Annotated in this window: 22 protein-coding genes and 1 tRNA gene; 16 read left to right on the top strand and 7 right to left on the bottom strand. The window is 43.7% G+C overall.

From position 1 onward, the window contains the following. The 10 genes from JMX83_RS12355 (at position 1) to JMX83_RS12400 (ending at position 11,124) form a co-directional block, all read left to right on the top strand. Entirely contained in the window at positions 1–672 is a 672-nt protein-coding gene (locus JMX83_RS12355; RefSeq protein WP_201602231.1) for an NADH:ubiquinone reductase (Na(+)-transporting) subunit D, read from the top strand. After that, positions 672–1,280, top strand: a complete 609-nt coding sequence (gene nqrE / locus JMX83_RS12360; protein ID WP_075107228.1) for an NADH:ubiquinone reductase (Na(+)-transporting) subunit E — start codon at positions 672–674, stop codon at positions 1,278–1,280. Before JMX83_RS12355 ends, nqrE begins: the two co-directional genes overlap by 1 nt. Positions 1,281–1,402: 122 nt before the next feature. Further along, positions 1,403–2,638: an NADH:ubiquinone reductase (Na(+)-transporting) subunit F gene (nqrF, locus tag JMX83_RS12365; protein ID WP_201602233.1), complete on the top strand. Its 1,236-nt coding sequence runs from the start codon at positions 1,403–1,405 to the stop codon at positions 2,636–2,638. Between the two features lie 165 nt (positions 2,639–2,803). Beyond that, entirely contained in the window at positions 2,804–3,604 is an 801-nt protein-coding gene (locus JMX83_RS12370) for an SDR family oxidoreductase (RefSeq protein ID WP_201602236.1), read from the top strand. 169 nt (positions 3,605–3,773) lie between these two features. After that, complete coding sequence (locus JMX83_RS12375; protein WP_406947638.1) at positions 3,774–4,886, top strand: FAD:protein FMN transferase; 1,113 nt, start codon at positions 3,774–3,776, stop codon at positions 4,884–4,886. Positions 4,887–5,027: 141 nt separating this feature from the next. Continuing rightward, positions 5,028–5,273: a (Na+)-NQR maturation NqrM gene (gene nqrM / locus JMX83_RS12380; protein ID WP_201602239.1), complete on the top strand. Its 246-nt coding sequence runs from the start codon at positions 5,028–5,030 to the stop codon at positions 5,271–5,273. 317 nt (positions 5,274–5,590) lie between these two features. Continuing rightward, positions 5,591–6,805 (top strand): MFS transporter, encoded by a 1,215-nt coding sequence (locus JMX83_RS12385; RefSeq protein ID WP_201602242.1) that lies wholly within the window; start codon positions 5,591–5,593, stop codon positions 6,803–6,805. Between the two features lie 134 nt (positions 6,806–6,939). Continuing rightward, on the top strand, positions 6,940–7,785 hold the full coding sequence (locus JMX83_RS12390) for an arylesterase (protein WP_201602244.1): 846 nt from the start codon (positions 6,940–6,942) through the stop codon (positions 7,783–7,785). A 25-nt stretch (positions 7,786–7,810) separates the two neighbouring features. Further along, positions 7,811–8,530 carry an ABC transporter ATP-binding protein gene (locus tag JMX83_RS12395; protein ID WP_201602246.1) on the top strand — a complete coding sequence of 240 codons (720 nt, stop codon included), beginning with the start codon at positions 7,811–7,813 and terminating at the stop codon, positions 8,528–8,530. Continuing rightward, the gene (locus JMX83_RS12400; RefSeq protein WP_201602249.1) at positions 8,527–11,124 is read left to right on the top strand and encodes an ABC transporter permease; all 2,598 of its coding nucleotides are present in this window, start codon (positions 8,527–8,529) and stop codon (positions 11,122–11,124) included. Before JMX83_RS12395 ends, JMX83_RS12400 begins: the two co-directional genes overlap by 4 nt. Positions 11,125–11,265: 141 nt before the next feature. On the opposite strand, the gene JMX83_RS12405 is transcribed toward JMX83_RS12400, so the two are convergent. Together JMX83_RS12405 and JMX83_RS12410 are read right to left on the bottom strand one after the other, a co-directional pair. Next, positions 11,266–12,138: an HNH endonuclease gene (locus JMX83_RS12405; RefSeq protein WP_201602252.1), complete on the bottom strand. Its 873-nt coding sequence runs from the start codon at positions 12,136–12,138 to the stop codon at positions 11,266–11,268. After that, positions 12,122–13,807, bottom strand: a complete 1,686-nt coding sequence (locus JMX83_RS12410; protein ID WP_265089549.1) for an ATP-binding protein — start codon at positions 13,805–13,807, stop codon at positions 12,122–12,124. Before JMX83_RS12410 ends, JMX83_RS12405 begins: the two co-directional genes overlap by 17 nt. A 111-nt stretch (positions 13,808–13,918) precedes the next feature. On the opposite strand from JMX83_RS12410, the gene JMX83_RS12415 reads away from it, so the two are divergent. Continuing rightward, on the top strand, positions 13,919–15,241 hold the full coding sequence (locus JMX83_RS12415) for a valine--pyruvate transaminase (protein ID WP_201602255.1): 1,323 nt from the start codon (positions 13,919–13,921) through the stop codon (positions 15,239–15,241). Between the two features lie 19 nt (positions 15,242–15,260). Then, positions 15,261–15,728, top strand: coding sequence for a hypothetical protein (locus JMX83_RS12420; protein WP_201602258.1), 468 nt, complete (start codon positions 15,261–15,263; stop codon positions 15,726–15,728). A gap of 88 nt (positions 15,729–15,816) precedes the next feature. On the opposite strand, the gene JMX83_RS12425 is transcribed toward JMX83_RS12420, so the two are convergent. The 4 genes from JMX83_RS12425 to hisB all read right to left on the bottom strand — a co-directional run bounded on the left by JMX83_RS12425 (position 15,817) and on the right by hisB (position 19,131). Then, positions 15,817–16,722 (bottom strand): DJ-1/PfpI family protein, encoded by a 906-nt coding sequence (locus JMX83_RS12425; protein WP_201602261.1) that lies wholly within the window; start codon positions 16,720–16,722, stop codon positions 15,817–15,819. A gap of 392 nt (positions 16,723–17,114) precedes the next feature. Continuing rightward, positions 17,115–17,483, bottom strand: a complete 369-nt coding sequence (locus tag JMX83_RS12430; RefSeq protein ID WP_227675855.1) for a hypothetical protein — start codon at positions 17,481–17,483, stop codon at positions 17,115–17,117. A 192-nt stretch (positions 17,484–17,675) separates the two neighbouring features. After that, a complete protein-coding gene (hisH, locus tag JMX83_RS12435) occupies positions 17,676–18,311 on the bottom strand; it encodes an imidazole glycerol phosphate synthase subunit HisH (protein WP_201602291.1) in 636 nt (211 codons plus the stop codon). A 172-nt stretch (positions 18,312–18,483) separates the two neighbouring features. Further along, on the bottom strand, positions 18,484–19,131 hold the full coding sequence (hisB, locus tag JMX83_RS12440; protein ID WP_201602294.1) for an imidazoleglycerol-phosphate dehydratase HisB: 648 nt from the start codon (positions 19,129–19,131) through the stop codon (positions 18,484–18,486). Between the two features lie 398 nt (positions 19,132–19,529). Here hisB and JMX83_RS12445 point away from each other — a divergent pair, with 398 nt between their 5' ends. Together JMX83_RS12445 and JMX83_RS12450 are read left to right on the top strand one after the other, a co-directional pair. Next, positions 19,530–19,952, top strand: coding sequence for a hypothetical protein (locus JMX83_RS12445; protein WP_075107241.1), 423 nt, complete (start codon positions 19,530–19,532; stop codon positions 19,950–19,952). 122 nt (positions 19,953–20,074) lie between these two features. Continuing rightward, positions 20,075–20,150 (top strand) — tRNA-Phe (locus JMX83_RS12450). A gap of 104 nt (positions 20,151–20,254) precedes the next feature. On the opposite strand, the gene JMX83_RS12455 is transcribed toward JMX83_RS12450, so the two are convergent. Continuing rightward, complete coding sequence (locus JMX83_RS12455) at positions 20,255–20,611, bottom strand: hypothetical protein (RefSeq protein WP_201602297.1); 357 nt, start codon at positions 20,609–20,611, stop codon at positions 20,255–20,257. A gap of 133 nt (positions 20,612–20,744) precedes the next feature. Between JMX83_RS12455 and JMX83_RS12460 the strand changes: the two genes are divergently transcribed. Then, positions 20,745–21,245: a DUF4385 domain-containing protein gene (locus JMX83_RS12460; protein WP_201602299.1), complete on the top strand. Its 501-nt coding sequence runs from the start codon at positions 20,745–20,747 to the stop codon at positions 21,243–21,245. Positions 21,246–21,362: 117 nt separating this feature from the next. After that, positions 21,363–22,046, top strand: a complete 684-nt coding sequence (locus tag JMX83_RS12465; protein WP_201602301.1) for a phosphoglycolate phosphatase — start codon at positions 21,363–21,365, stop codon at positions 22,044–22,046. Positions 22,047–22,073: the final 27 nt, after the last annotated feature.

Below are 22,073 nucleotides of genomic sequence, written 5' to 3' on the forward strand. Positions count from 1 at the left end.
ATGGCTGATACTAAAAGTATTTTAACCACGCCTATTTTTGACAATAATCCCATTGGTCTACAGATTCTCGGTATCTGTTCGGCGCTGGCGGTCACAACAAGTATGGCAAATGCCATGGTCATGTGTGTGGCATTGACATTGGTAACGGCGTTCTCAAGCTTCTTTATCTCTGTCATTCGTAAAAAGATTCCATCGAGCATCCGTATCATTGTACAGATGACGATTATTGCTTCATTAGTTATCTTGGTAGATCAGGTTCTAAAAGCCGTCGCTTATGATGTGAGTAAAGGTCTGTCGGTCTTCGTTGGTTTGATTATCACCAACTGTATCGTTATGGGCCGTGCTGAAGCATTTGCGATGAGCAACCCGCCAATCCCAAGCTTTTTAGATGGTATTGGTAACGGTCTTGGTTACTCAGCGGTCTTATTATTCGTTGCCACCATTCGTGAGCTGTTAGGCGCAGGTACTTGGTTTGGTATCACGATCCTACAGCCAGTTACTGATGGCGGTTGGTATATACCGAATGGCTTATTGCTGTTGCCACCATCAGCGTTTTTCATTATTGCTTTGTTTATCGCTATCGTCCGTATCTGGAAACCAGAGCAAGTGGAAGAAGCTGAGTTTGTAATGAAGCCGCAGTCTAAAGGCATGGCACATGGAGGCGGTCACTAATGGGACATTATATTAGTTTATTTATAACCTCAGTCTTTATTGAAAACATGGCACTTGCCTACTTCTTAGGTATGTGTACGTTTTTGGCCGTATCCAAAAAAGTCTCAACGGCTATTGGTTTAGGGGTTGCTGTAATTGTCGTGATGGCCATCACGGTTCCGCTAAACAACTTGCTATTCCAGTTCATCCTAAAAGATGGTGCGCTGGCATGGGCAGGCTTTCCTGATATCGACCTCAGCTTTTTAGGATTGCTCAGTTATATTGGTTTGATTGCTGCCACCGTACAGATTTTAGAGATGTTCTTAGACAAGTTTGTACCAAGTCTTTATAACGCGCTTGGGGTATTCTTACCACTGATCACTGTAAACTGTGCCATCTTAGGTGGTGTACTATTTATGGTAGAGCGTGACTATAACTTTGGTGAGTCTGTCGTCTATGGTGTGGGTGCAGGCTTCGGTTGGGCACTTGCTATTACTGCATTGGCAGGTATTCGTGAAAAGCTCAAATACTCAGACATTCCAGCGCCATTGCGCGGTCTTGGTATTACCTTTCTCACGGTTGGTCTTATGTCGCTCGGCTTTATGTCGTTCGGTGGTATGTCCATCTAAACTACTAAGCTCAAAGCTTCTATTAGCTATTTGATCTATTTAATTCATTTATTCGGTAAGGGTTCGGACACAGCTTAAAACATGTCTTCGCACCCCTACCCCATAGATTAAGGATACCTACCATGGATTACGCTACGGCGATTGGTGGCGTTGCTATGTTTACCTTGATCATCATGGGCCTTGTCGCTATTATTTTGGCGGCGCGCTCAAGACTGGTCAGTTCAGGCGATGTTACTATCCATATTAATGATAATCCCGATAATGACGTGGTGACACCAGCAGGCGGTAAACTACTGCAAACGCTAGCGGGCGAAGGCATCTTTTTGTCTTCAGCGTGTGGTGGCGGTGGTACCTGTGCGCAGTGTCGTTGCCGCGTTATTGAAGGTGGCGGGTCTATTTTGCCCACCGAAGAAGGCTACTTTACTCAAGGCGAGATCCGCAATCACATGCGCTTGGCTTGTCAGGTAGCTGTTAAGCAAGACATGAAAATTGAGATTGATCCTGAGTTCTTTGATGTACAGAAATGGGAATGTGAGGTTGTCTCTAATGACAACGTTGCGACTTTCATTAAAGAGCTGGTACTAAAAATTCCAGAAGGCGAAGAAGTAAACTTCCGCGCTGGTGGTTATGTGCAGCTCGAAGCGCCACCGCATGAAGTACATTACAAAGACTTTGCGATTGACGAAGAGTATAGAGAAGACTGGGAAAAATTCGGTATCTTCAACTATGTCTCGAAAGTTGATGAGCCTGTTATCCGTGCTTACTCGATGGCCAACTACCCTGAAGAGAAAGGCCTCATCAAGTTCAACATTCGTATCGCAAGTCCTCCGCCACGTGGTGGTGACGGCATCCCGCCAGGCAAAATGTCCTCTTGGGTATTTAGCCTAGTCCCTGGTGACAAAGTGACAGTTTCAGGTCCTTACGGTGAGTTCTTTGCCAAGAAGACCGAAGCTGAAATGATCTTTGTCGGTGGTGGTGCTGGTATGGCCCCAATGCGCTCGCATATCTTTGATCAGCTCAAACGCTTGAACACTGATCGTAAGATTAGCTTCTGGTACGGTGCTCGCTCAATTCGTGAGATGTTCTACGTTGAAGACTATGACCAACTGGAAGAAGAGTTTGATAACTTTGAGTGGCATGTGGCACTGTCTGACCCATTACCAGAAGATAACTGGGAAGGTCCAACAGGATTTATCCATAATGTGTTGCTCGAAAACTATCTGAAAGATCATCCAAACCCCGAAGACTGTGAATACTACATGTGTGGGCCACCGATGATGAACGCTGCTGTCATCGACATGCTACACAGCATGGGCGTAGAAGACGAAAACATCATGCTTGATGACTTCGGTGGTTAAGTTAGCTAGATAAACTCAAAAGCATACAAAAAAGAGTCTCAATTGAGGCTCTTTTTTTGTGCGATTTTTAGTAATTATTATGATTCCTTAGACTACAAATCTAACTAGTAGATTAACTTTGCTATCCTATATCATGGACTCTCTAAATATTAAGAAAGGACGCTTATGAAAACGAAATACAAAGATCTAACCATTTGGATCACTGGTGCCTCTAGTGGTATTGGGCAAGCATTAGCGATTGCTTTTGCCAAGCGTGGTGCTAGAATTATTCTCAGTGGCCGTGATAACGAAAAGCTAGAAGCCGTCAAAAAAAGCTGCAAGCGTGCGAACAGGCATATTGTCATTCCTTTTGATATTAGTGACGCGGCTCAAGCAAGAGCAGCCTATGACAATGCCAAAGCTCAAGCAGGAACAATCGATTGGCTCATCAATAATGCTGGTATCAGTCAACGCTCACTCATCATGGAGACAGATGAAGACGTCGAGCGTCAGATCATGGAGATAGACTACTTTGCCCAGACGCGTCTGACGAGACTGGTATTGCCAGACATGATCGCACAAGGCGGTGGCAAGATCGTCATGGTATCAAGTGTGGCAGGCTTATTAGGTACGCAATATCGCGGCGCTTACGGGGCAGCAAAAGCCGCACTGCATATGTGGGCGAACAGCTTACGTGCTGAACTGCATGACCAAGGCATAGAAGTGGCAACGATATTCCCAGGATTTATCCAAACCAATATCTCTATCAATGCATTAACAGGTGATGGCAGCGCCCAAGGAACGATGGATGAGGCAACCAATAAAGGTCTGACTGCCACTGAGTTTGCAAAGCAAGTGGTGAAGGCACTCACAAAAGGCGAGGAATATATCATTGTTGCTGGTCGCAAAGAAAAACTGGCAACACGAGTCAATCGCGTGTCACCACCGAAACTCTATAAGCTAATACGCGAGTCGCAAGTAAAATAGCTTGGTATGCAGTAGATTGTCACTGAACATTGCCATCATTGGTATTTATAGGGTCAAGGGGTGTAAAATAAGCGTGTCTTGTTTTACACCCTATTCATTTCTGCGTCATACCGAAGATATTATGAAAAATACAATGTACTGCTTACTTTCTAAGAAAACGATCAAAAACATGCTGTTTGGCACGATGAGCCTTACCAGCATCTTGAGTCTCAGTGCTTGCCAGCAAACACCAGATTATAACTATCTAACTGGTGAAACGATGGGAACAAGCTACCATATCAGCTATCAGCTCCCTGATAATGCAGACGAAGCAGCCATACAAGCGTCAATCGATGAACGCCTGAAACAGATTAACGACAGCATGTCGACCTATCAGAGCGACTCGACCATCTCTAAATTTAATCGGTTGGATAAAAACACGCCGATTACCATCGACGCTGATTTTAGTCGGGTGCTGGATGTGTCAAAGATTGTCTACGAGCAATCTGGTGGTGCGTTTGATCCTACCGTTATGCCTTTAGTAGAGACTTGGGGTTTTGGCAGCACTATGACAGTCGAGCGTTTACAAAGTCCGCCTACAGCGCTCGAGATTGCTCAAGCAAAAGCACTGGTAGACTTTGAGAGTATTATAAGAAAAGACCAAACGGTATCCAAAACCAAAGACGGCGTCGAGCTTGATTTTTCTGCCGTTGCTAAAGGTTATGGTGTTGACGTCATCGCTGATGTACTCAGAGAGGATTATCAAATTCGCAATTATATGGTTGAGATTGGCGGTGAAATTTCGACATCTGGCGTTAACAACCAACAGCAGCCATGGCAAATTGCGATTGACGCCCCTATTGAAGGCAGCACTGTCAGCGAGCGCCAAACGATATCTGCGATTCGTCAACCAAAAAATACGGCTAGCCAAATGCATCTGGCAACCTCTGGAAACTATCGCAACTCCGTCATATTCGATGGCAAACGCTATAGCCATACTATTGACCCGACCACTGGCAAACCTATCGCGGGCGGTGCACCTTCAGTCACGGTAGCAGCTGACTCAGTCGCATTAGCTGATGCATGGGCAACAGCGCTGACAGCGATGCCTTATCATAAAGCACTAGATGTCGCTAAAGCTCAAAACTTGGCTGCTATGTTTGTAGTATTGGCTGACGATGTAAAAACAGACGGTTCTGACGGCAATACTTCGGATGACGTGTCTGATGATGATATCGATGACTGGCAAGTCGTACAGACTCCCGCGATGCAAGCACTACGCGCTGACAAAAAGCCCCAGTAAGTTTCTGGTATTGAAACAAGAGAATACGATAACGCGCAACGAGCGACACCAAAATTTGCTATACTATTAGTTAGTTGCCATTAAAAGTACATCGTTATCACTAACAGCAACTGCCCCACTTTTGACAATGAGGTTTCCTCTATGCTTAGCCAATTGCTTCCCATGCTTGCCATTACCTTTACGGTGTTTATCCTATTTTTCATTTTTATGGGTATCGGTTATGTGGTCAAAAAAAAGCCGCTCAAAGGCTCTTGTGGCGGCGTTGCCAAATTGATGGGTGATGAGCAGTGCTCATTTTGCGGCGATGATCCCAACAAGTGCGACTCATTGATGGCAGAACAGCAAGAAAACGCGTTAAGAGCTGCCCAACTCGGCAAATCTGTGTAAAAACTTATTGGTTACCATACGCGGGTAGTATTTACCTAACATCTGTTCGTATAATAGCGTCAAGTCATTCAAAGTGACTTGGCGCTATTTTTATATCGTCATCTCTTATTATTCCTATTTAGACACTCTCTACTTAGATATTTTCTATTTAAAAAATTGGCTAGCAAACTTATCTGTTTTGCCCTCTGCAAATTTTTAGTTCTGATTACCGTTTAGGTACGTGTCTGAGTAAATGATCTTTGGTGTTGTTTTACAAGCGACGATTTTTCGGCGCTTTTTTATAACGTGTCCTTTTTCCCTGTTATCGTTGTACTGCTATGTCTACCTCATCCAATCTGCCTTCATCACGTTTCACCTTTTGGTTAGTGCTATGTGCCATGATTTTGCTAGCGACCAATATGCGCGCCCCTATCGTTGCGCTGGGCGCAATCGCACCAGTGGTAAAAGAAGCACTCAATATCTCGGAGATACAGATTGGCTGGCTAGGCGCTGTGCCGATGCTGGGTTTTGCCCTTGGTGCACTGATCTCGCCAGCGATTGGCAAGCGCTTCGGGCTTGAGAATACGCTGATTGCCATGATCGCGCTATTAACCACTGGCATGATTTTGCGTACCGTTATCCCGACGTGGACTGGGTTTTTGATCGGTACCTTATTGCTGACTTTAGCAATCGGCTTTGCTAATACATTGGCCGCGCCTGTCATCAAGCAACGTACTCCGCAACATATTCCGCTGATTACGGGTTTGTTTAGTTTAACCATGACAGTGACCGCAGGGATAGTCTCAGGCATCGTCCTCCCTTTATCTGAGCAAGTAGGCTGGCAATGGGCGCTAGGTGGTTGGACGATTTTAGGTATTTTTGCGTTATTGATTTGGTTATTTTTGCGTGTGCGTTTGGGCTCATCCAACCACCAACCCGTCATATCTACAGATAAAGATGCCTCTGATATCTCTATGTGGCGAACGACGTTTGCTTGGCAAATTGCAGTCTTTATGGGGCTGCAATCATTACTATTTTATACCGTTGCCAGTTTTTTGCCCTCTATTTTGGTTAGTAAAGGACTATCTGCTGTGAGCGCTGGCCAAATGGGTTCTGTGTTTCAGTTTATGGCACCCATCTCTATTTTGAGTCTGACGTGGCTAATCAATCGTGGTCGTCCTATTCAGGCACTCGCCGTGTTTGCCGCTGTACTCAATGTCATTGGCGTGTTAGGTATCAGCTATCTATCTACTGAGTTGGCGTGGCTATGGTCAGCGATGATGGGAATTGGGTGCTCAGCGATTTTTACATTGAGTATGATGCTGTTTTCCCTGCGTACCTATACCACCAATCAATCAAGTGAGCTGTCTGGTATGGCACAAGCGGTCGGTTATTTGATTGCATTTTTTGGGCCGCTTGGCACAGGCTGGCTTCATGAATCGACTGATAGCTGGGGTCTGCCACTTTTTATTATGCTGGTACTCATGATTGCAAACGTGGTAATTGCTTGGCTCGTCAGTCGTCCAGTGATGGTTGATGGTAAATACATTTGATTTCACTCTTTTGACCTCTATAAGCTTTTGATTTCTAACACGTAATAAAGCTGTCTTTAAATTAACCTTAGGGCAATATTGGTCGCCGTCTTATTTTGCTACACTGGTTTGATTGCATATAGGACATAACCCCCATGATGAACTTACCCTTTCGTTCTCACAGCTTCCCTGCTATCGCCATGCTCGCAGCTGTAATGGCGATCAGTGGCTGTCAAAAAGATGCCGAACCTACAGCGCCGACTGACACGCAGAATACCGAAACAACTAACAATCAAGCCGATACAGAATCCGTAACCACTGAGGCCGCAGCACCCGCCGATCAACAAGTCAATTCTTCACCAATCACTATTTTAGCGCTTGGTGACTCACTGACGGAAGGTCTTGGGGTTGATAAAAATGATAACTACCCTGCTCAGTTAGAAGATCGTCTGCAAGAGAAGGGCTACGACAATGCCAAGGTTATCAATTCAGGATTGAGTGGAGAAACCAGTACTGGGCTGGTCAATCGCTTAGATTGGGTGCTACAAACCAAACCTGATGTGACGATTTTGACCATTGGTGCTAACGATGCCATACGCGGCATCGATGTGGCGACGATTGAAGCCAATATTCGTACTGCTGTTAAACGTCTACAAGATAATGGCAGTGTCGTCATTTTGGGCGGTATGTCAATCTATGACAATCTAGGCAGTGACTACGTTGCAGCATTCTCAGACATTTATCCTCGCGTCGCGAAAGACATGAACGTAACCCTTATTCCGTTCTTCTTAAAAGGTGTGGGCGGTGATCGCGCGCTCAATCAAGCCGATGCGATTCATCCGACGAAGGAAGGCTACACGATCATCGTCAATGACAATATCTTGCCTATTCTAGAGCCTAAATTAAGTGAGTTAAAAGAGCTAAAGACAACCGATACAGAGAATACGACTGAAACGGTTCAAGCCGAAACGACAAAAAATACGCCAAATGAGACTACTTAACGAGACCACTTAACGAGACACTGTAATGACATCATCACCTTCGGTTGCCGCATCCACGCTAAAAGCAGGCACTAAGACACAAGCCCTACTGACCGCCTCGCAGTTAAATAAAACCGTGCAAGTCGGTGAGCAAAAATTATCCATCATCAAGGACGTAGATATCTATGTCAACGCGGGCGAGTTTGTGGTCATTATGGGTAAATCAGGCTCAGGTAAATCCACCTTACTAGGATTGCTCGCGGCATTAGACTATCCTGATAGCGGTACGGTGTCACTGGAAAATCAAACGCTCAGTAGTCTGGATGAAGATGCGCTGGCGGTCATTCGTCAACAGGATATGGGCTTTGTCTTTCAGTCATTTCATCTACTCCCAACACTGACAGTGGCCGAAAACATCGCCTTTCCTCTTGATATCGCAAGGCGTCCAAACCCAGCACGAGTCAACGAGCTGATTGATGCGGTTGATTTGGGTCATAGACGTCATAGCTTACCCAATCAACTATCTGGTGGTGAGCAGCAGCGTACAGCGGTGGCACGCGCTTTGGTTTCTCATCCAAAGATTGTCTTTGCCGATGAGCCGACAGGGAACCTCGATGAGCAAAATGCCGATCAAGTCATGCAGTTGTTATTGGACTTACGCCAGCAGGTTGGTTCAGCGCTGGTGGTGGTGACTCATGATCCTGCGCTTGCCGAAATGGCAGATCGCGTCATTACCATGCATGACGGCCGGATTGTACCGACATGAATGAAAAGCTGACAGACAACACATCGACTGATATAAAAAAGACTGATACCAGCATGCTCAATCAACTCTTCACCAAAACACTAGGCTCGCAAGCACTCAGCCGTAGCTGGTGGCAGCGCTGGGTGTATCCTGTCTTGTTTCTACTCACATTAACCTTGTCACTTGCAACCTACCTGACCCTCGACTCGGTACAGCAGTCTGTCGATAGTTATATCAATGACAATCAGCGCGCACTTGTTGGTGGGGATTTGATTTTAAACAGTAAACAAGATTGGCCAAGCGAGGTATTGGCGCAAGTAGAAACCCTCCCCGATACGCAGACCGTGTATGACTATCAGTTTAGCGCCATGCTCGTCACCGATGAGCAAACTTTGCTTGCCAGCGTCAAAGCCGTCACACCATCTTACCCTTTGTACGGTACCGCTGAGCTTGCCTCAGGAAAGCCGCTGTGGGAGCAACTAACCGCTGACAATATCGTCGTCGCCCCAGAAGTGCTCAGTAGTTTGAAAGCAAGCATCGGCGACCGTATCGACATTGGCGATGCGCAGTTTACCATCAGTGATGTGCTGACCAAAGAGCCTGATCGACCTTTGACCGCCTTTGGTTTTGGCGGGCGGGTCTTGATGAAACAAGATGCGTTAGAGGCGACCAATCTACTCGGTCAGCGCAGCCGCATCAATTACCGTATTGAGATAGCAGGTGATCCTGAGCTGATAAACACGCAGCGCAAAAAGCTCACAGGCATACTGACCAGTTATCCTGATATCGAGCTCTCTGATGCTGATTCGGCGGACACCTCCGTTTCGCGTATCTCTGATAATGTATTGATGTTCTTAAAGCTACTGGTCATTGCCGTATTGCTACTCTCTGCGGTCGCCATGTACGGCGTCATTAGTGCGTTTGTCAGTAAGCAGCAGTCCAATAATGCCATTCGTTTGGCGTTAGGCGAGCCGCTTGGCTCACTCAAACGTAGCTATTATCAATTGCTTATCGTCACGACTGTCATTGCTTGTGCCGCAGCGATTGTCCTTAGCCTAGGCTTGCTTAAAATCGGTCAGCCGTATCTGGTTGCTATTTTGCCTGCTGATGTGGGTCTATCTATCAACCCAGTCAGTACGATTAAGACCATATTCATTGCTTTAGCCCTGACGCTACTGATTGCGCAGCGTGGTCTAAGCGCACTTAACACGACCAAACCCGCTACCCTACTCAATCAAGGGGCGAGCACGCAGGCGCAAAACCTGCCGTGGTATCGACGCACGCCATTACTGTGGTATGGCATCGTGCTGGCAGGGCTGTATGTCTTCTTTGCTTATGAAGTTGGCTCACTGTCATTAGGCGCGCAGTTACTGGGCGGCTTGATTGGCTTTGTGACGATATTTTGGCTACTGGCGCGTGGGTGGCTATGGCTACTTAATAAGTTAGCGAGCAATACCAAAGTCAGCTGGATGCAGCGTATCGCCATTCATAACCTTGCGCGTAAAGGCAATCAATCTGCGCTGTTCTTTGTCACCTTATCGCTATCGGTTGCGGTGCTGACGCTCATCACTACCCTTAATCACAGTATCAATGCGCAGTTTATTAATGCCTATCCTGAAGACGCGCCCAATCTGTTTTTGCTCGATGTGCAGAGCGATCAACATGACGATATTGATGCGATCATTGAGGCACCTGTCACCTATTATCCGGTCATTCGTGCACGTGTGGAGACGGCTAACGGTGTACCAGCAAAAGATATTGAACCTGAGGATGGGTTTGATGACCCTACGCGGGTGTTTAACTTAAGCTACGCAGATACGGTCATGGACACCGAATACATCACTGAATCGCTCACAGACGATGCGCTGTATACTCCTATCGATGATGCCGATCAGCAAGTCAAACCCTTATCTATCTTGGACACTGCCGCTAGTATGCTCAATGTCGGCATGGGCGATCAGGTACGCTTTAATATTCAAGGTATCGAAATCGTCGGGCAGATTACCAGTATTCGCACGCGCTATGAGCGTGGCCCAAGCCCGTATTTTTACTTCTTGTTTGAGCCGTCGGTGCTGTCCGCTGCGCCGCAGATTCAGTTTGCTACTGCGCATGTATCAGAGAGTGCTATTCCAGAGCTACAAGGCAAACTGGTACGCGAGTTCCCTGCTGTCACCACGATCGATGGCACGGCTATCGCCAAGCAAATCCAAGAGTTGGTAGTACAAATGAGCCGCTTGGTCTATGTGTTCACCTTGCTTGCCCTACTCACTGGGGTCATGGTGCTGATCAGCTCGCTACTGTCTACCTCGCAAGATCGTATGAAAGACAGCGCATCATTTAGACTGCTCGGTATGCAAAAGCGCGACTTGTATATGCTTAATATTTTAGAGTTGGGTGTGCTTGGTATTAGCGCGGCGACCTTTGCGGTGGTCATCGCCAGCGTTGGCGCATGGGCGGCTATCACTCAGTGGTTTAATCTACAGTTTAGTGTGCCGTGGACGAGCTTGGCTATTGGCGGTGCGGCGTTAATCGTATTGCTGTTTGCTATTGCCATTATTTATGTGAAACTGGTGATTGGACGCGGGATTATGGCAAGGGTAAGGGCTATGATTTAGGCGTATTTTATTTTAGCTTTAAACGGAAAAAACCCCTTATTAGGGGTTTTTCGATTTACTACTATTTGCAAGTTTAGTAAAGGCTGTTGATAGGGTTTGGTTATGACACTGTATATTGAAAACTTCAAGTTTATTGCGTGCTTAAATAATAGGCTCTATAGGAGCAAGTAACTCTCTCTTGAAAGCTTCATATAGAATTTTTCTACAATCATTGGGGGTTTTAGCTCCATCAATAACATGTTGTAGAATATAATTAACAATGGATTGATTGTCATGAACAAGCTTTAAGTTTTCAATGCTTTGTTTGGTACTCAAGTACTCACCAGCTATAAATGTAGAATATCTTTCAGATAAATCAAACAAATTAAAATGAAAATCAGCTCTTTTCTTGTCAGATTCGGACCAAGATTCAGGAGGAGAAACGAAAAATTCTGTCTTTTTCTCATGACTTGGCTTAAAAATTACATCTATCCACTTATCCTCAAAAAATATATTGAAATCATTATAAGGATGAATTATCTGATCTTCATAAATTTTTGCAAATTTACTCTTTTTAAGGTCTTGATTACATATTTTACAAGACGGTACTAAATTTGAAGTTAGTAACGAAAATTGTGGGTATTTAGACTTTGGTAAGAAATGATCTAATTCTTTAACGTTACCTATGCCACCACAATATGGACAACCTTCGATTGAAGAGGCTAAAATCGTGTTATAAATTACTCTAGAATCAAGCCTTTCTGGTACAAAATAGTTGCTATATAAAGAGCTTAGTTCTGAGTGTGTTAAACTTCCTACCACTAACGGATCAATATTTGCTCTTTTAGAGAAATTATGTGTGGGAATTTTAAATCCGTCTCCCTTAGCAGTACTGTCTTCATAACTCTCGAACTCTTTGATCAAATCAAGTTTATGTGTTTTTATTCTAGACACTAAATTGGGTTCTCTGATACCTTCAAGCACAATATCTAGAGTACTCTCAAAGGTATTAGAATTTTTAACTATCTTCAGCATCACTTCTTCCTTTTTCAGCTGATGCTACAAGATTAGCCAGAATCAATCTTCCTTCCACTCCTAACTGTTGGTTATAGTCATCCATAATTTCATGAAAACTTTTGCCTGATTCTACAGAGTTTTTTAGTAAATGATAAAAACCAGAATTTTCGACTTCTAACCCAAACACATCTCTAGTTAATACCCCAACATTTTCACCAAAGGTTTCGATTTTAGGTCTAATGCTAGTAGATATAGAACCGTAACGACTAATTTTCCATGCACATGATTTAGGAACTTCTTGCAAGACAACAGGTGAATGAGTTGCAATAATAGCTACTCCATTTCTACTAGTTAAAAGATTAGATAGTGCACGAACAAAGGCAGATAACAAAGGTGGATGTAAATGACTTTCAGGCTCATCAATTAATACTAAGGTTTTTTCCTCTACAGTTGCCACTAAGAGTGTTAATGTAATTAAAACAATTGCATGACCAGAACTCATACTTCGAATTTTTACCAGTCCTTCTTCTTCTAGGTCATCACCTGTCAGTTTAGCCAAATCTTTCAAGTTCATTTCAGAAAAATTACCATCGGACTCTAAAGTCTGAATTGCGTTTAACCAAAGTTCCTCTTTCTTATGAATACATACCTTTAAAGCTTTAATAAACTCTTCGTGTAAGTCATCAATCTTCTTGAGACCTTCTTTAATGCTACTTTTAAAACCTATATAGCTGTAGCATGTGCCTTTTGTCGGGTCATCTTGCTGGCTGTAAGGTTTGAAGGGGTCGAAAGCACTAAATGATACTGAAGCTACTCTACTAAAATATTCTTTGTCAATCTTAATATCTTTCCCAAAGGAGCTTTCAGTCATGAAGTTCTGATTTTCTCTATCGTTTCCTATAATAGAATCGACCATGCCATTTAATATAGTAGTTTTACCAATACCATTTCTACCAATAAGTACATGTATATTCGTTTTGGGTTTAAACTCTGGATAAACTCTAAAATCTAAAGTAATATCTGAACGATTTTCCATACCCTTACGAACAAATTTGAATTCAAACTCTGTTAATATTGCTCCGCCTTTCAGTATTCGTGCGTATTGCTCTTTCACTGTAGTTAAACTTGCGCTTCTAAGTAAGGATTTTTCAAATACTGCTTCACTTTTCAACTCTTCAATCTTATTAGGATTGGATACAATATCATTGAGAGCATGTAAAACACTTTTCCTAATAATCTCAGGTATTTTACTCATTTTCTCGTAATAGTCTTCACTTCCTCCTAGAGAGAAAAACTCATCTGGTAAAGCTGTGGCTCCTTCCTCAATTCTACCAGAAGTACGATCATTTTCTCTTTGTCCTTTGAATCCTATCTGAACATAGCCTATCTTATACTGAGTTCCTTGATCATCAAATATTACTAAAGAAAAAGTAGTATAAAATCCGTGATCATTCCAGTTGTCTTTTACTAAGAAAATGCTACTTTCGTGACTGGGGGGCACATCCCAAGGTGTATTAACTACATGTATGAACATAACAGTATCAACCAATATTACGATACTTGAATAATAACAAATTGAAGCCAGACGTGTGTTCAATATTCTAGTTAATGAAGAACTATTAGTCGATTTGAAGAACAGTTTAACCACGAGCGTATATGTATAGACACATAAACCAATATCAGCCATGCAGTTTGCTTATTTATTGGGGGGATTACCTAACCCTCATTTGCTATACTAGCCCAACTTTATCGGTTAAATACCCACTTATAACACCCTCCCAAACAGCATGGTAGCCTTATGAAATTCTCAAAGTTCGGTCAAAAATTTACCCAGCCCACTGGCATCTCACAATTGATGGATGATCTGGGCGACGCGCTAAAAAGCGATCAGCCTGTCAACATGCTGGGCGGTGGTAACCCTGCCAAAATTGATGCCGTTAATGAGCTGTTTTTGGAGACCTATAAGTCGCTGGGCGTTGATAATGATACAGGTGAGGCAAATAGTAGCGCGATTATTAGCATGGCGAACTATTCCAATCCACAAGGAGATGCAGGCTTTATCGATGCCTTGGTTGGCTTTTTTAACCGTCATTATGACTGGAACCTTACCTCAGAAAACATCGCCCTGACCAATGGCTCACAGAATGCGTTTTTCTATCTGTTTAATCTGTTTGGCGGTGCGTTCACAGGTGAGCAAAACCAATCTATCGACAAGTCCATTCTACTGCCATTGACCCCTGAGTATATTGGCTATAGTGATGTGCATGTGGAAGGTCAGCATTTCGCAGCCGTATTACCACATATCGATGAAGTGACGCATGATGGCGAGGAAGGCTTCTTTAAATATCGTGTGGATTTTGACGCGTTAGAGAACTTGCCAGCGCTAAAGGAAGGTCGTATCGGGGCGATTTGCTGCTCACGCCCGACCAATCCGACGGGCAACGTGCTGACCGATGAAGAAATGGCGCATTTGGCCGAGATTGCGGGGCGCTATGACATACCACTGATTATCGATAATGCTTATGGTATGCCCTTCCCGAATATCATCTACTCTGATGTCAATTTGAACTGGGATCACAATACGATTCTTTGCTTTAGCCTATCGAAGATTGGCTTGCCCGGTATGCGTACGGGTATTATCGTGGCCGATGCGGAAGTGATTGAAGCGGTGAGCGCGATGAATGCGGTGGTCAACCTAGCACCGACCCGCTTTGGTGCAGCGATTGCCACGCCACTGGTCGAAAACGACCGTATCAAGCAGTTATCTGATAATGAAATTAAGCCGTTTTATCAAAAACAGGCGAAACTCGCGGTGACGCTATTGAAAGAAGCATTGGGCGATTATCCATTGAGAATTCACAAGCCTGAAGGCGCGATATTCTTTTGGTTATGGTTTAAAGACTTGCCGATTAGCACCCTTGAGCTGTACGAGCGCCTTAAAGAAAAAGGCACGCTTATTGTACCAAGCGAGTATTTCTTCCCCGGTGTGGACGTTAGCGATTACCAACATGCACACGAATGTATCCGCATGAGTATCGCGGCTGACGAGCAGACACTGACGGATGGTATCAAAGTGATTGGTGAAGTAGTGCGCGCATTATATGATGAGGCTAATAGCTAACATATAAACTTAGAGTCTGATGGATATGTACCCAATATTTTTACTCTATGGCATATTTATATTTTCATCTATTTTTTTAGTGTGGATCTTAATAGCGATCATAACTGACTTTATATTTTTATGTTTCCCAAAAGTAGATTCAAAGGTTTTAAGCAAAAGAATAGTGATTACATCTGCTAGAGTCACTTATCTGGGTGACGTACATGAGCTTTTTATTAAGTATCAATATGAATTCGAAGGTGTCACTTATACCAGCACATTATTGAATGCTTTTGGAGGAGTGCGTAGTTTTGGTGAAAACGGAGTTAGAAAGGCAGTAGCTAAGTCGATAACTTCAGAAGACAGAACAGCTGTCTATGTCTGCCCTTTTTACCCGAAACTAGCTTATGCTTTGCCGTTTGGATGGAGTAAAGTTTTGGTGTTGCCGATAATTGCTGTGGTATTAGCTTTGTTCCTTTCCTCAGGCAACAAACTAGATATTTTTTGAGTTACAACAAAAAACGGACTAATTAATAGTCCGTTTTTTATGCTATTAAATGATCTATTTTATTTTAAATGGATGGTTTGCTAACCTTTTAGCTAAGCGCTTTTAGCAATTCCGTAGCGCTCAGTTTACCAAACTCATTGGCAGCTAATGGTCCATCGCCTGAGATCAGTTTTCTGTCTTGATGAGTGCTACCGGTGGCCAGTTTATTGCTAATAGTGACGCCCAGATCTTCAAGCTTTTCACCAAAGTACCATGGCATCGTACCGGGCAAATAGCCAATTTTTGGCATTTGCTTATCCATACCAGTGGGGAACGCTACCATCTCATAACCTTTAAAGATAAAGTCGCGCTCGGACTTATCATCCGCTGCATCAGGATCATCTAGGTTAGCGGACAATAAAGCGGCAGGTCCATGGCAAATCGCCAAGGTAAACAAGTCATTTTTATGGCCCCAGCGTAGCAATTCGCCAAGGTTTTTGTCGTCAGGCAAGCCTAGCATCGCGCCATGACCACCTGGAATAAAAATCGCTGCATAGTCGTCGCTATTGGCCATGTCATTTTTGACAAAGTCAGCGATACTTTTCGGACTCTCAAGCTTTGGCTGATATTCAGCGTATATTTGTTTAACATCGTCATCGTCTTCTGGCATCGCCCATTGCTCAACTTTGACAGACGCTCCTGTTGGCGTAAAGATATCCGTGTCAAAACCCGCTTTTTTAAAATGCAATAAGGGCACCATCATCTCAACAGGGTGATTGCCGGTATCAAACTTATTACCATTTTCCATAGTCATGTATTGCTGCTCGCTACAGACCATGAGGATTTTTTTATTGCCCTTATACGGCGTGTCATACTCTGTGTTGTCATAGTTGGTTTTACTTGGGGCCGCCAATTTCAAAGATGACTTGGAAGGAATATATACTCCCGCTTCGATTTCTTGTGCTTGCAACCCTAATGTTTCTTTTGCGTTGTCTAGTATTCCTTGGATATTCATAGTGCTTCCTAGTTATTATTAATTATGGAGGATGGATAGCTAGTCAGGTGGTATTTAAAGACGATATGCTTAGGATATACGCCGATACCGCTACCCTTTTATCTTAAGATAACAAACTGAGAAAGGGTTAAATAGACAAGACTTTTTATATTTCGTAAGCTTTGTAAAGAGAGCGTGTTTTATCTGTCAAATTACAACCGCTGCAATAGCTACCGACTTAGGCAGAAGCTATTTTAAAAATCATTTATGTGGATGTTTTTTAGGAGTATTGTTCTTGACGAACCAATGCAAAAGCACGGTATCAAAGCGATTGGTGGAAGTTTTTTGTGAGCTTTATGATTAAGCATAAAGCAAATAATTGTAAATAAAGCGAACAAATAAAAACGGACTCATTAATAGTCCGTTTTTTTATGGCGCTTGGTCAGTGAGGTAGATTTATTGGTTGGTCGAAAGATAGTCGTCCACTTATTGAGTGCAAAGAGTAGATAAGGCAATAGGCACGTATTCATCAGATCATGCAGACTGGCCTTTATATCCACCATTTCTAATGCCAAGAGGCCTTTTGGTATGATGATATGGCGATTGTCCAGATACTCACCTGATAACGCCACACCAGTGACCACGATCAATGCGATAAACGCTCTTATATTGTGGTTTTTGATGAGAGGACGCAGCACAAACAGACAAAGCAGATAGACGCCAACCCCGACATAGATATGTAAGGCATCTTTGGCAAGGCCAGTTGTTTCAACAACATTCATTTTAAAGGCAGTAAAGTCCACTAGAGTATTCCAAATATAAGCGAGCAGAAAATGATGGAGCGTATCACTAAACAATAATAACTAAAAATTGATAGTTAAGAATGATAATAGTGCAGAATAAAAAAGGCAGATTATACAAGCGATAATCTACCCTATTTTGAAGCAAGTGTGCAATTTACGTTTACTGCCTATCTACACACTCCACTCGACAAAGTTCTTTAACAGTTGCAAGCCAGCGGTATGGCTTTTTTCTGGATGGAATTGGGTGGCAAATAGATTGTCTTGGATGACACTAGCACAAAACGGTTGACCATAGTCACATACCGCCGCCACTTGCGCGCTATCAGCAGGCGCGCAGTAGTAGCTATGTACAAAATAAAAGTGCGCGTTATCTTCAATACCCTGCCAAAGCGGATGGTCAAAGTCCATACCGCTAATGGTATTCCAGCCCATATGGGGCACTTTTATCGTGTCGCCTTTCCTATCTTTCCACGTAGGATCAAATGCTTCTACCGTGCCATTTAGGATACCGAGGCAGTCCGTACCACCATTTTCAGCGGATTGCGTAAACAATGCCTGCATGCCCACACAGATGGCCATAACGGGCTTGTTAAACACTGCATCGCGCACCACGTCATCGATGCCTGCATCATGCATACCAGCGATACAATCACGCATCGCGCCAACACCAGGGAAGACAATTTTATCTGCTGCAGCGACCACTTTTGGGTCGTTTGTGATAGAGACGTCTGCCCCGACGACTGATAGTGCTTTGCCAGCTGAGTGCAAATTGCCCATACCATAATCTAATAGCGCTACTTTGGTCATCAATTGGTTCTCGTTTTTAAAGATTTTGACTACTATACTATGTATACTATTTTCTGTTACTAAGGTGTAGATAAGGTTTTGCTACAAGGAAGTTAAGCGTAGGCTGTACAACCAGTACGCCAAGCTTAACTGACCCTTTTGAGTAATCTTGTAGAAGAGCCTTAAATGCGTCTTAGAAAGCCTCTTTGGTCGATGGCAAGGTGTTCAGCGCACGCTCATCATATTCGCAAGCCATACGCAGCGCACGAGCAAACGCTTTAAATGTTGATTCAATCTGGTGATGGCTATTTTTGCCTTTTAGATTGTCCAAATGCACGGTCATCCATGAGTGATTGACGAAGCCATAAAAGAACTCACTGAATAGGTCAACATCGAAGCGGCCAACGTGCGAGCGCGTAAATGGAATGTCCATGTGCAGCCCTGGACGCCCTGACAGATCAACCACAGCGCGGGTCAGTGCTTCGTCTAACGGTGCATAAAAGTGCCCATAACGACGGATGCCTTTTTTATCGCCCAACGCTTTGTTAAATGCTTGACCAAGGGTAATACCGGTGTCTTCGACGCTATGATGGTCATCGATAAAGGTATCACCAACACATTTGATATCCAAGTCAAACAAACCGTGACGCTTGATCTGATCAATCATATGATCCAAAAACGGTACGCCCGTGTCTACCACGCCTTTGCCTGTACCATCGAGGTTGACGGTACACGTGATTTGCGTTTCGGCAGTATTGCGCTCAACGGTCGCGATGCGCTCAGGGCGACCATATAAATTTAGGTTTGTTGCTTGATTTTGCTCAGTTGCATTGGCTGTCATGGCTATTCTCTATCGGTTTTTTATCAGTGAAAAGCGGTCAATTATAAATAAGGTAAAACATCGCCCATTGCTGTCCGTTACATCGCCGCTAGCGCTGCAACCAGCGTCAGCAAAAAATGTATGAAAAAGTGATATATACAAAAGATATCAATATATTAGGATTGATGTGTACCACATATTATCTAGCCTCATCATAGCAAACCCTAACATTTACTGCCACGACCAAGCGCTAAACCACGCACAAATTTACGTCATTCTGCTAAAATAGTGTGTTCAGTATTATCAATCATGACTCGCTCGAACATTGACAATGTCTACCTTGTGGCACTACTCTCCATGACATAGTGCTGTGTATACCGACTTTATACTATAAAAACTCTCTGTTTATAGGAACTGCTATGCCGTTAGAAGCGATCGCCATTAATAGTTTGGATGCGCCACTTATCAAAAAACCTGCCCGCGATAATGAGCTAGCAGAGCGCTTGCAGGCATTGTACGATAGCGATGATGCGCAGCCTGATGGTGCTGAGGTATTAAATATCGTGGCGCAAGGGTTTAAACGTGGACAATATCTCTATGTGGGTATGTTCAATGATAAGCCTATCGCTGCGGTTGCCTGCTTTGATGATGGGCAGACCGATGCCAAACGTTTGCAGTATCTGACGGTACATCCAGAGAATCGTAAACGCGCCATCGACGCCAAATTCATTAAACTGGTCTATGATGCCGAGGTCAAAAAAGGCGTGCGTGAATTCGTCCCTGCGGATGCGGATATTCATCGAATCATGAGCGAGTACGAACTACTCCGCGTAAAAGACTAAATGTATAGAAAAAATGGTTAATTTTACCCATATTTGATTATTTATCGTCTTTTATTCGATATAACGCAAAAACCACTTGACAGTCGTGCTCATATTTAGTTTAATAGCGCCTCAACGAAGACGGCTCGATAGCTCAGTAGGTAGAGCAACGGATTGAAAATCCGTGTGTCGGCAGTTCGATCCTGCCTCGAGCCACCATTCGTTAATAGATTCTAAAAAGCCCCGAACAGTGATGTTTGGGGCTTTTTTTATGTTTAAATTTTACCGTATTCTTTAGCGTTCATTTTATTCATGCTTCGCTCTTATTCGTACAGCCGACCACGTAATAATACATTGCAGCGCTCGCGTGAATCCAAGTCATAGATCGTTGCGCGGTAATCAATACCGTGGCGTCCTTCAAAGAATATCACGCGATCACCCACGGCTAAGAAACAAGACGTGCGCGCGTCATAAATAAAGCCATCTATTACGAACGCCAAATCACGATCTATCTCGCGTACGGTATACGTCTCACCTTGCGGAATCAACTTTTCAAACCAAGCGCTATGGGCAGCCATAATCGTAAACATACTTGTCGTTAGCATTAGTAACGCAATCTGTATATTTTTGGATACTAGCGAACGGATTTGCTTAGTGACACTTATTTTGTTCTTTAACATGATATTTCTCATCGCTCACTTTACTCACGGTTGCATAACATTTTTGTGCTTTTTTCTACACTGCTTGGCTCAGTATACTCAGTAACTATGAATGAGCAGATACCCATTATAGTACAGAGCCTAGGTGGCAGATATGAGAGAATTCGATTACGACTTGGATTATAAAAATCTTGATCTACGTGAGCATCCTGAGCTATATCGCGTCGGGCGCGGTGAGCAAGGCGTGTTACTTGTAGAGCCTTACAAGTCTGAAATCCTCCCGCATTGGCGCTTTGCTACTCCTGATATCGCCCGCGAGAGCAGTGAGGCGATTTACCAGATGTTTCTAGATTACTTGGCTGACGATGACTTCGTCGGTGCAGATATGGCGCGTAAATTTATCCAAATGGGCTATACCCGCGCGCGTCGCTATGCCAATCATAAAGGCGGCAAAAAATATAAAGGGCCAGTACCTGATGATAAAAAAGGCCAAAGCGGCGCCCATGGTCGCGAAGAGTTACCACGACAAACCGAAGACCCCATCAAAGCAGAATCGGCGCATATTTTTAAGCAAAAATGGGACGAGTGCCGTGAGAACGAAGATTATCTAAGAATGAAGAAAGAACACCGCGCACGTTATAAAGATGTCGAGTAAGTGCTACTGCTCATCACATTGAGAATATAACAACACTAAATTGACCAGTATTAAAATACTACTGTGCTAAGGTATGGCCAATATAATAAATATAATTACTTTTAATAGCGAGGAACAATGAATAAGCAACTTTTAATTTTTGACTTTGATGGCACTCTCATTGATAGCGTGCCTGATTTGGCCGATGCGACCAATGCAATGCTGACCACGCTTGGTAAAGACACCTATCCAATTGAGACGATACGCAATTGGATAGGCAATGGTTCACGAATGCTCGTAGAGCGTGCTTTGGTCGGTGATGTCACTGTCCCAGAGGGCGCACTGACCCAAGCCGAGGCTAATCACGCAGAGCAAATATTTTTTGAAGCTTATAAGAACCTCAGTGGTAGTAAAACTGTCGCCTATCCAAATGTCGACGAAGGACTCAAAAAACTCCATGCCGCTGGCTATACGCTTGCCCTAGTCACCAACAAACCCATTCGTTTTGTGCCAAAAATATTAGAATCATTTGGCTGGCAGGATTTGTTTAGTGAAGTGATGGGCGGTGACAGTCTACCAGTCAAAAAACCAGACCCAGCGCCTCTATTGCACGTTTGCGACGCTCTCAATGTTAGTGTCGCGCAGTCAGTGATGATTGGAGATTCTAGAAACGATATGTTAGCGGGGCAAAACGCCAATATGGATACGTTTGGTCTGTCTTATGGCTATAACTATGGGCAAGACATTCGTGAGCTAAACCCAACCGAAGCGTTTGATAATTTTGCTGACTTGGTTACTTGGATTATGAAAGATAACATCTAATCCATAAAAGCATTTATCAAACGGATG

The organism is Psychrobacter piscatorii (assembly GCF_904846415.1).
Classification (GTDB): Bacteria; Pseudomonadota; Gammaproteobacteria; order Pseudomonadales; family Moraxellaceae; genus Psychrobacter; species Psychrobacter piscatorii.

Coding starts and splice junctions, on each gene's coding strand:
- JMX83_RS12355 (WP_201602231.1), top strand. CDS start 1: ATGGCTGATACTAAAAGTATTTTAACCACGCCTATTTTTGACAATAAT.
- nqrE (WP_075107228.1), top strand. CDS start 672: ATGGGACATTATATTAGTTTATTTATAACCTCAGTCTTTATTGAAAAC.
- nqrF (WP_201602233.1), top strand. CDS start 1,403: ATGGATTACGCTACGGCGATTGGTGGCGTTGCTATGTTTACCTTGATC.
- JMX83_RS12370 (WP_201602236.1), top strand. CDS start 2,804: ATGAAAACGAAATACAAAGATCTAACCATTTGGATCACTGGTGCCTCT.
- JMX83_RS12375 (WP_406947638.1), top strand. CDS start 3,774: ATGCTGTTTGGCACGATGAGCCTTACCAGCATCTTGAGTCTCAGTGCT.
- nqrM (WP_201602239.1), top strand. CDS start 5,028: ATGCTTAGCCAATTGCTTCCCATGCTTGCCATTACCTTTACGGTGTTT.
- JMX83_RS12385 (WP_201602242.1), top strand. CDS start 5,591: ATGTCTACCTCATCCAATCTGCCTTCATCACGTTTCACCTTTTGGTTA.
- JMX83_RS12390 (WP_201602244.1), top strand. CDS start 6,940: ATGATGAACTTACCCTTTCGTTCTCACAGCTTCCCTGCTATCGCCATG.
- JMX83_RS12395 (WP_201602246.1), top strand. CDS start 7,811: ATGACATCATCACCTTCGGTTGCCGCATCCACGCTAAAAGCAGGCACT.
- JMX83_RS12400 (WP_201602249.1), top strand. CDS start 8,527: ATGAATGAAAAGCTGACAGACAACACATCGACTGATATAAAAAAGACT.
- JMX83_RS12405 (WP_201602252.1), bottom strand. CDS start 12,138: ATGCTGAAGATAGTTAAAAATTCTAATACCTTTGAGAGTACTCTAGAT.
- JMX83_RS12410 (WP_265089549.1), bottom strand. CDS start 13,807: ATGGCTGATATTGGTTTATGTGTCTATACATATACGCTCGTGGTTAAA.
- JMX83_RS12415 (WP_201602255.1), top strand. CDS start 13,919: ATGAAATTCTCAAAGTTCGGTCAAAAATTTACCCAGCCCACTGGCATC.
- JMX83_RS12420 (WP_201602258.1), top strand. CDS start 15,261: ATGGATATGTACCCAATATTTTTACTCTATGGCATATTTATATTTTCA.
- JMX83_RS12425 (WP_201602261.1), bottom strand. CDS start 16,722: ATGAATATCCAAGGAATACTAGACAACGCAAAAGAAACATTAGGGTTG.
- JMX83_RS12430 (WP_227675855.1), bottom strand. CDS start 17,483: ATGAATGTTGTTGAAACAACTGGCCTTGCCAAAGATGCCTTACATATC.
- hisH (WP_201602291.1), bottom strand. CDS start 18,311: ATGACCAAAGTAGCGCTATTAGATTATGGTATGGGCAATTTGCACTCA.
- hisB (WP_201602294.1), bottom strand. CDS start 19,131: ATGACAGCCAATGCAACTGAGCAAAATCAAGCAACAAACCTAAATTTA.
- JMX83_RS12445 (WP_075107241.1), top strand. CDS start 19,530: ATGCCGTTAGAAGCGATCGCCATTAATAGTTTGGATGCGCCACTTATC.
- JMX83_RS12455 (WP_201602297.1), bottom strand. CDS start 20,611: ATGTTAAAGAACAAAATAAGTGTCACTAAGCAAATCCGTTCGCTAGTA.
- JMX83_RS12460 (WP_201602299.1), top strand. CDS start 20,745: ATGAGAGAATTCGATTACGACTTGGATTATAAAAATCTTGATCTACGT.
- JMX83_RS12465 (WP_201602301.1), top strand. CDS start 21,363: ATGAATAAGCAACTTTTAATTTTTGACTTTGATGGCACTCTCATTGAT.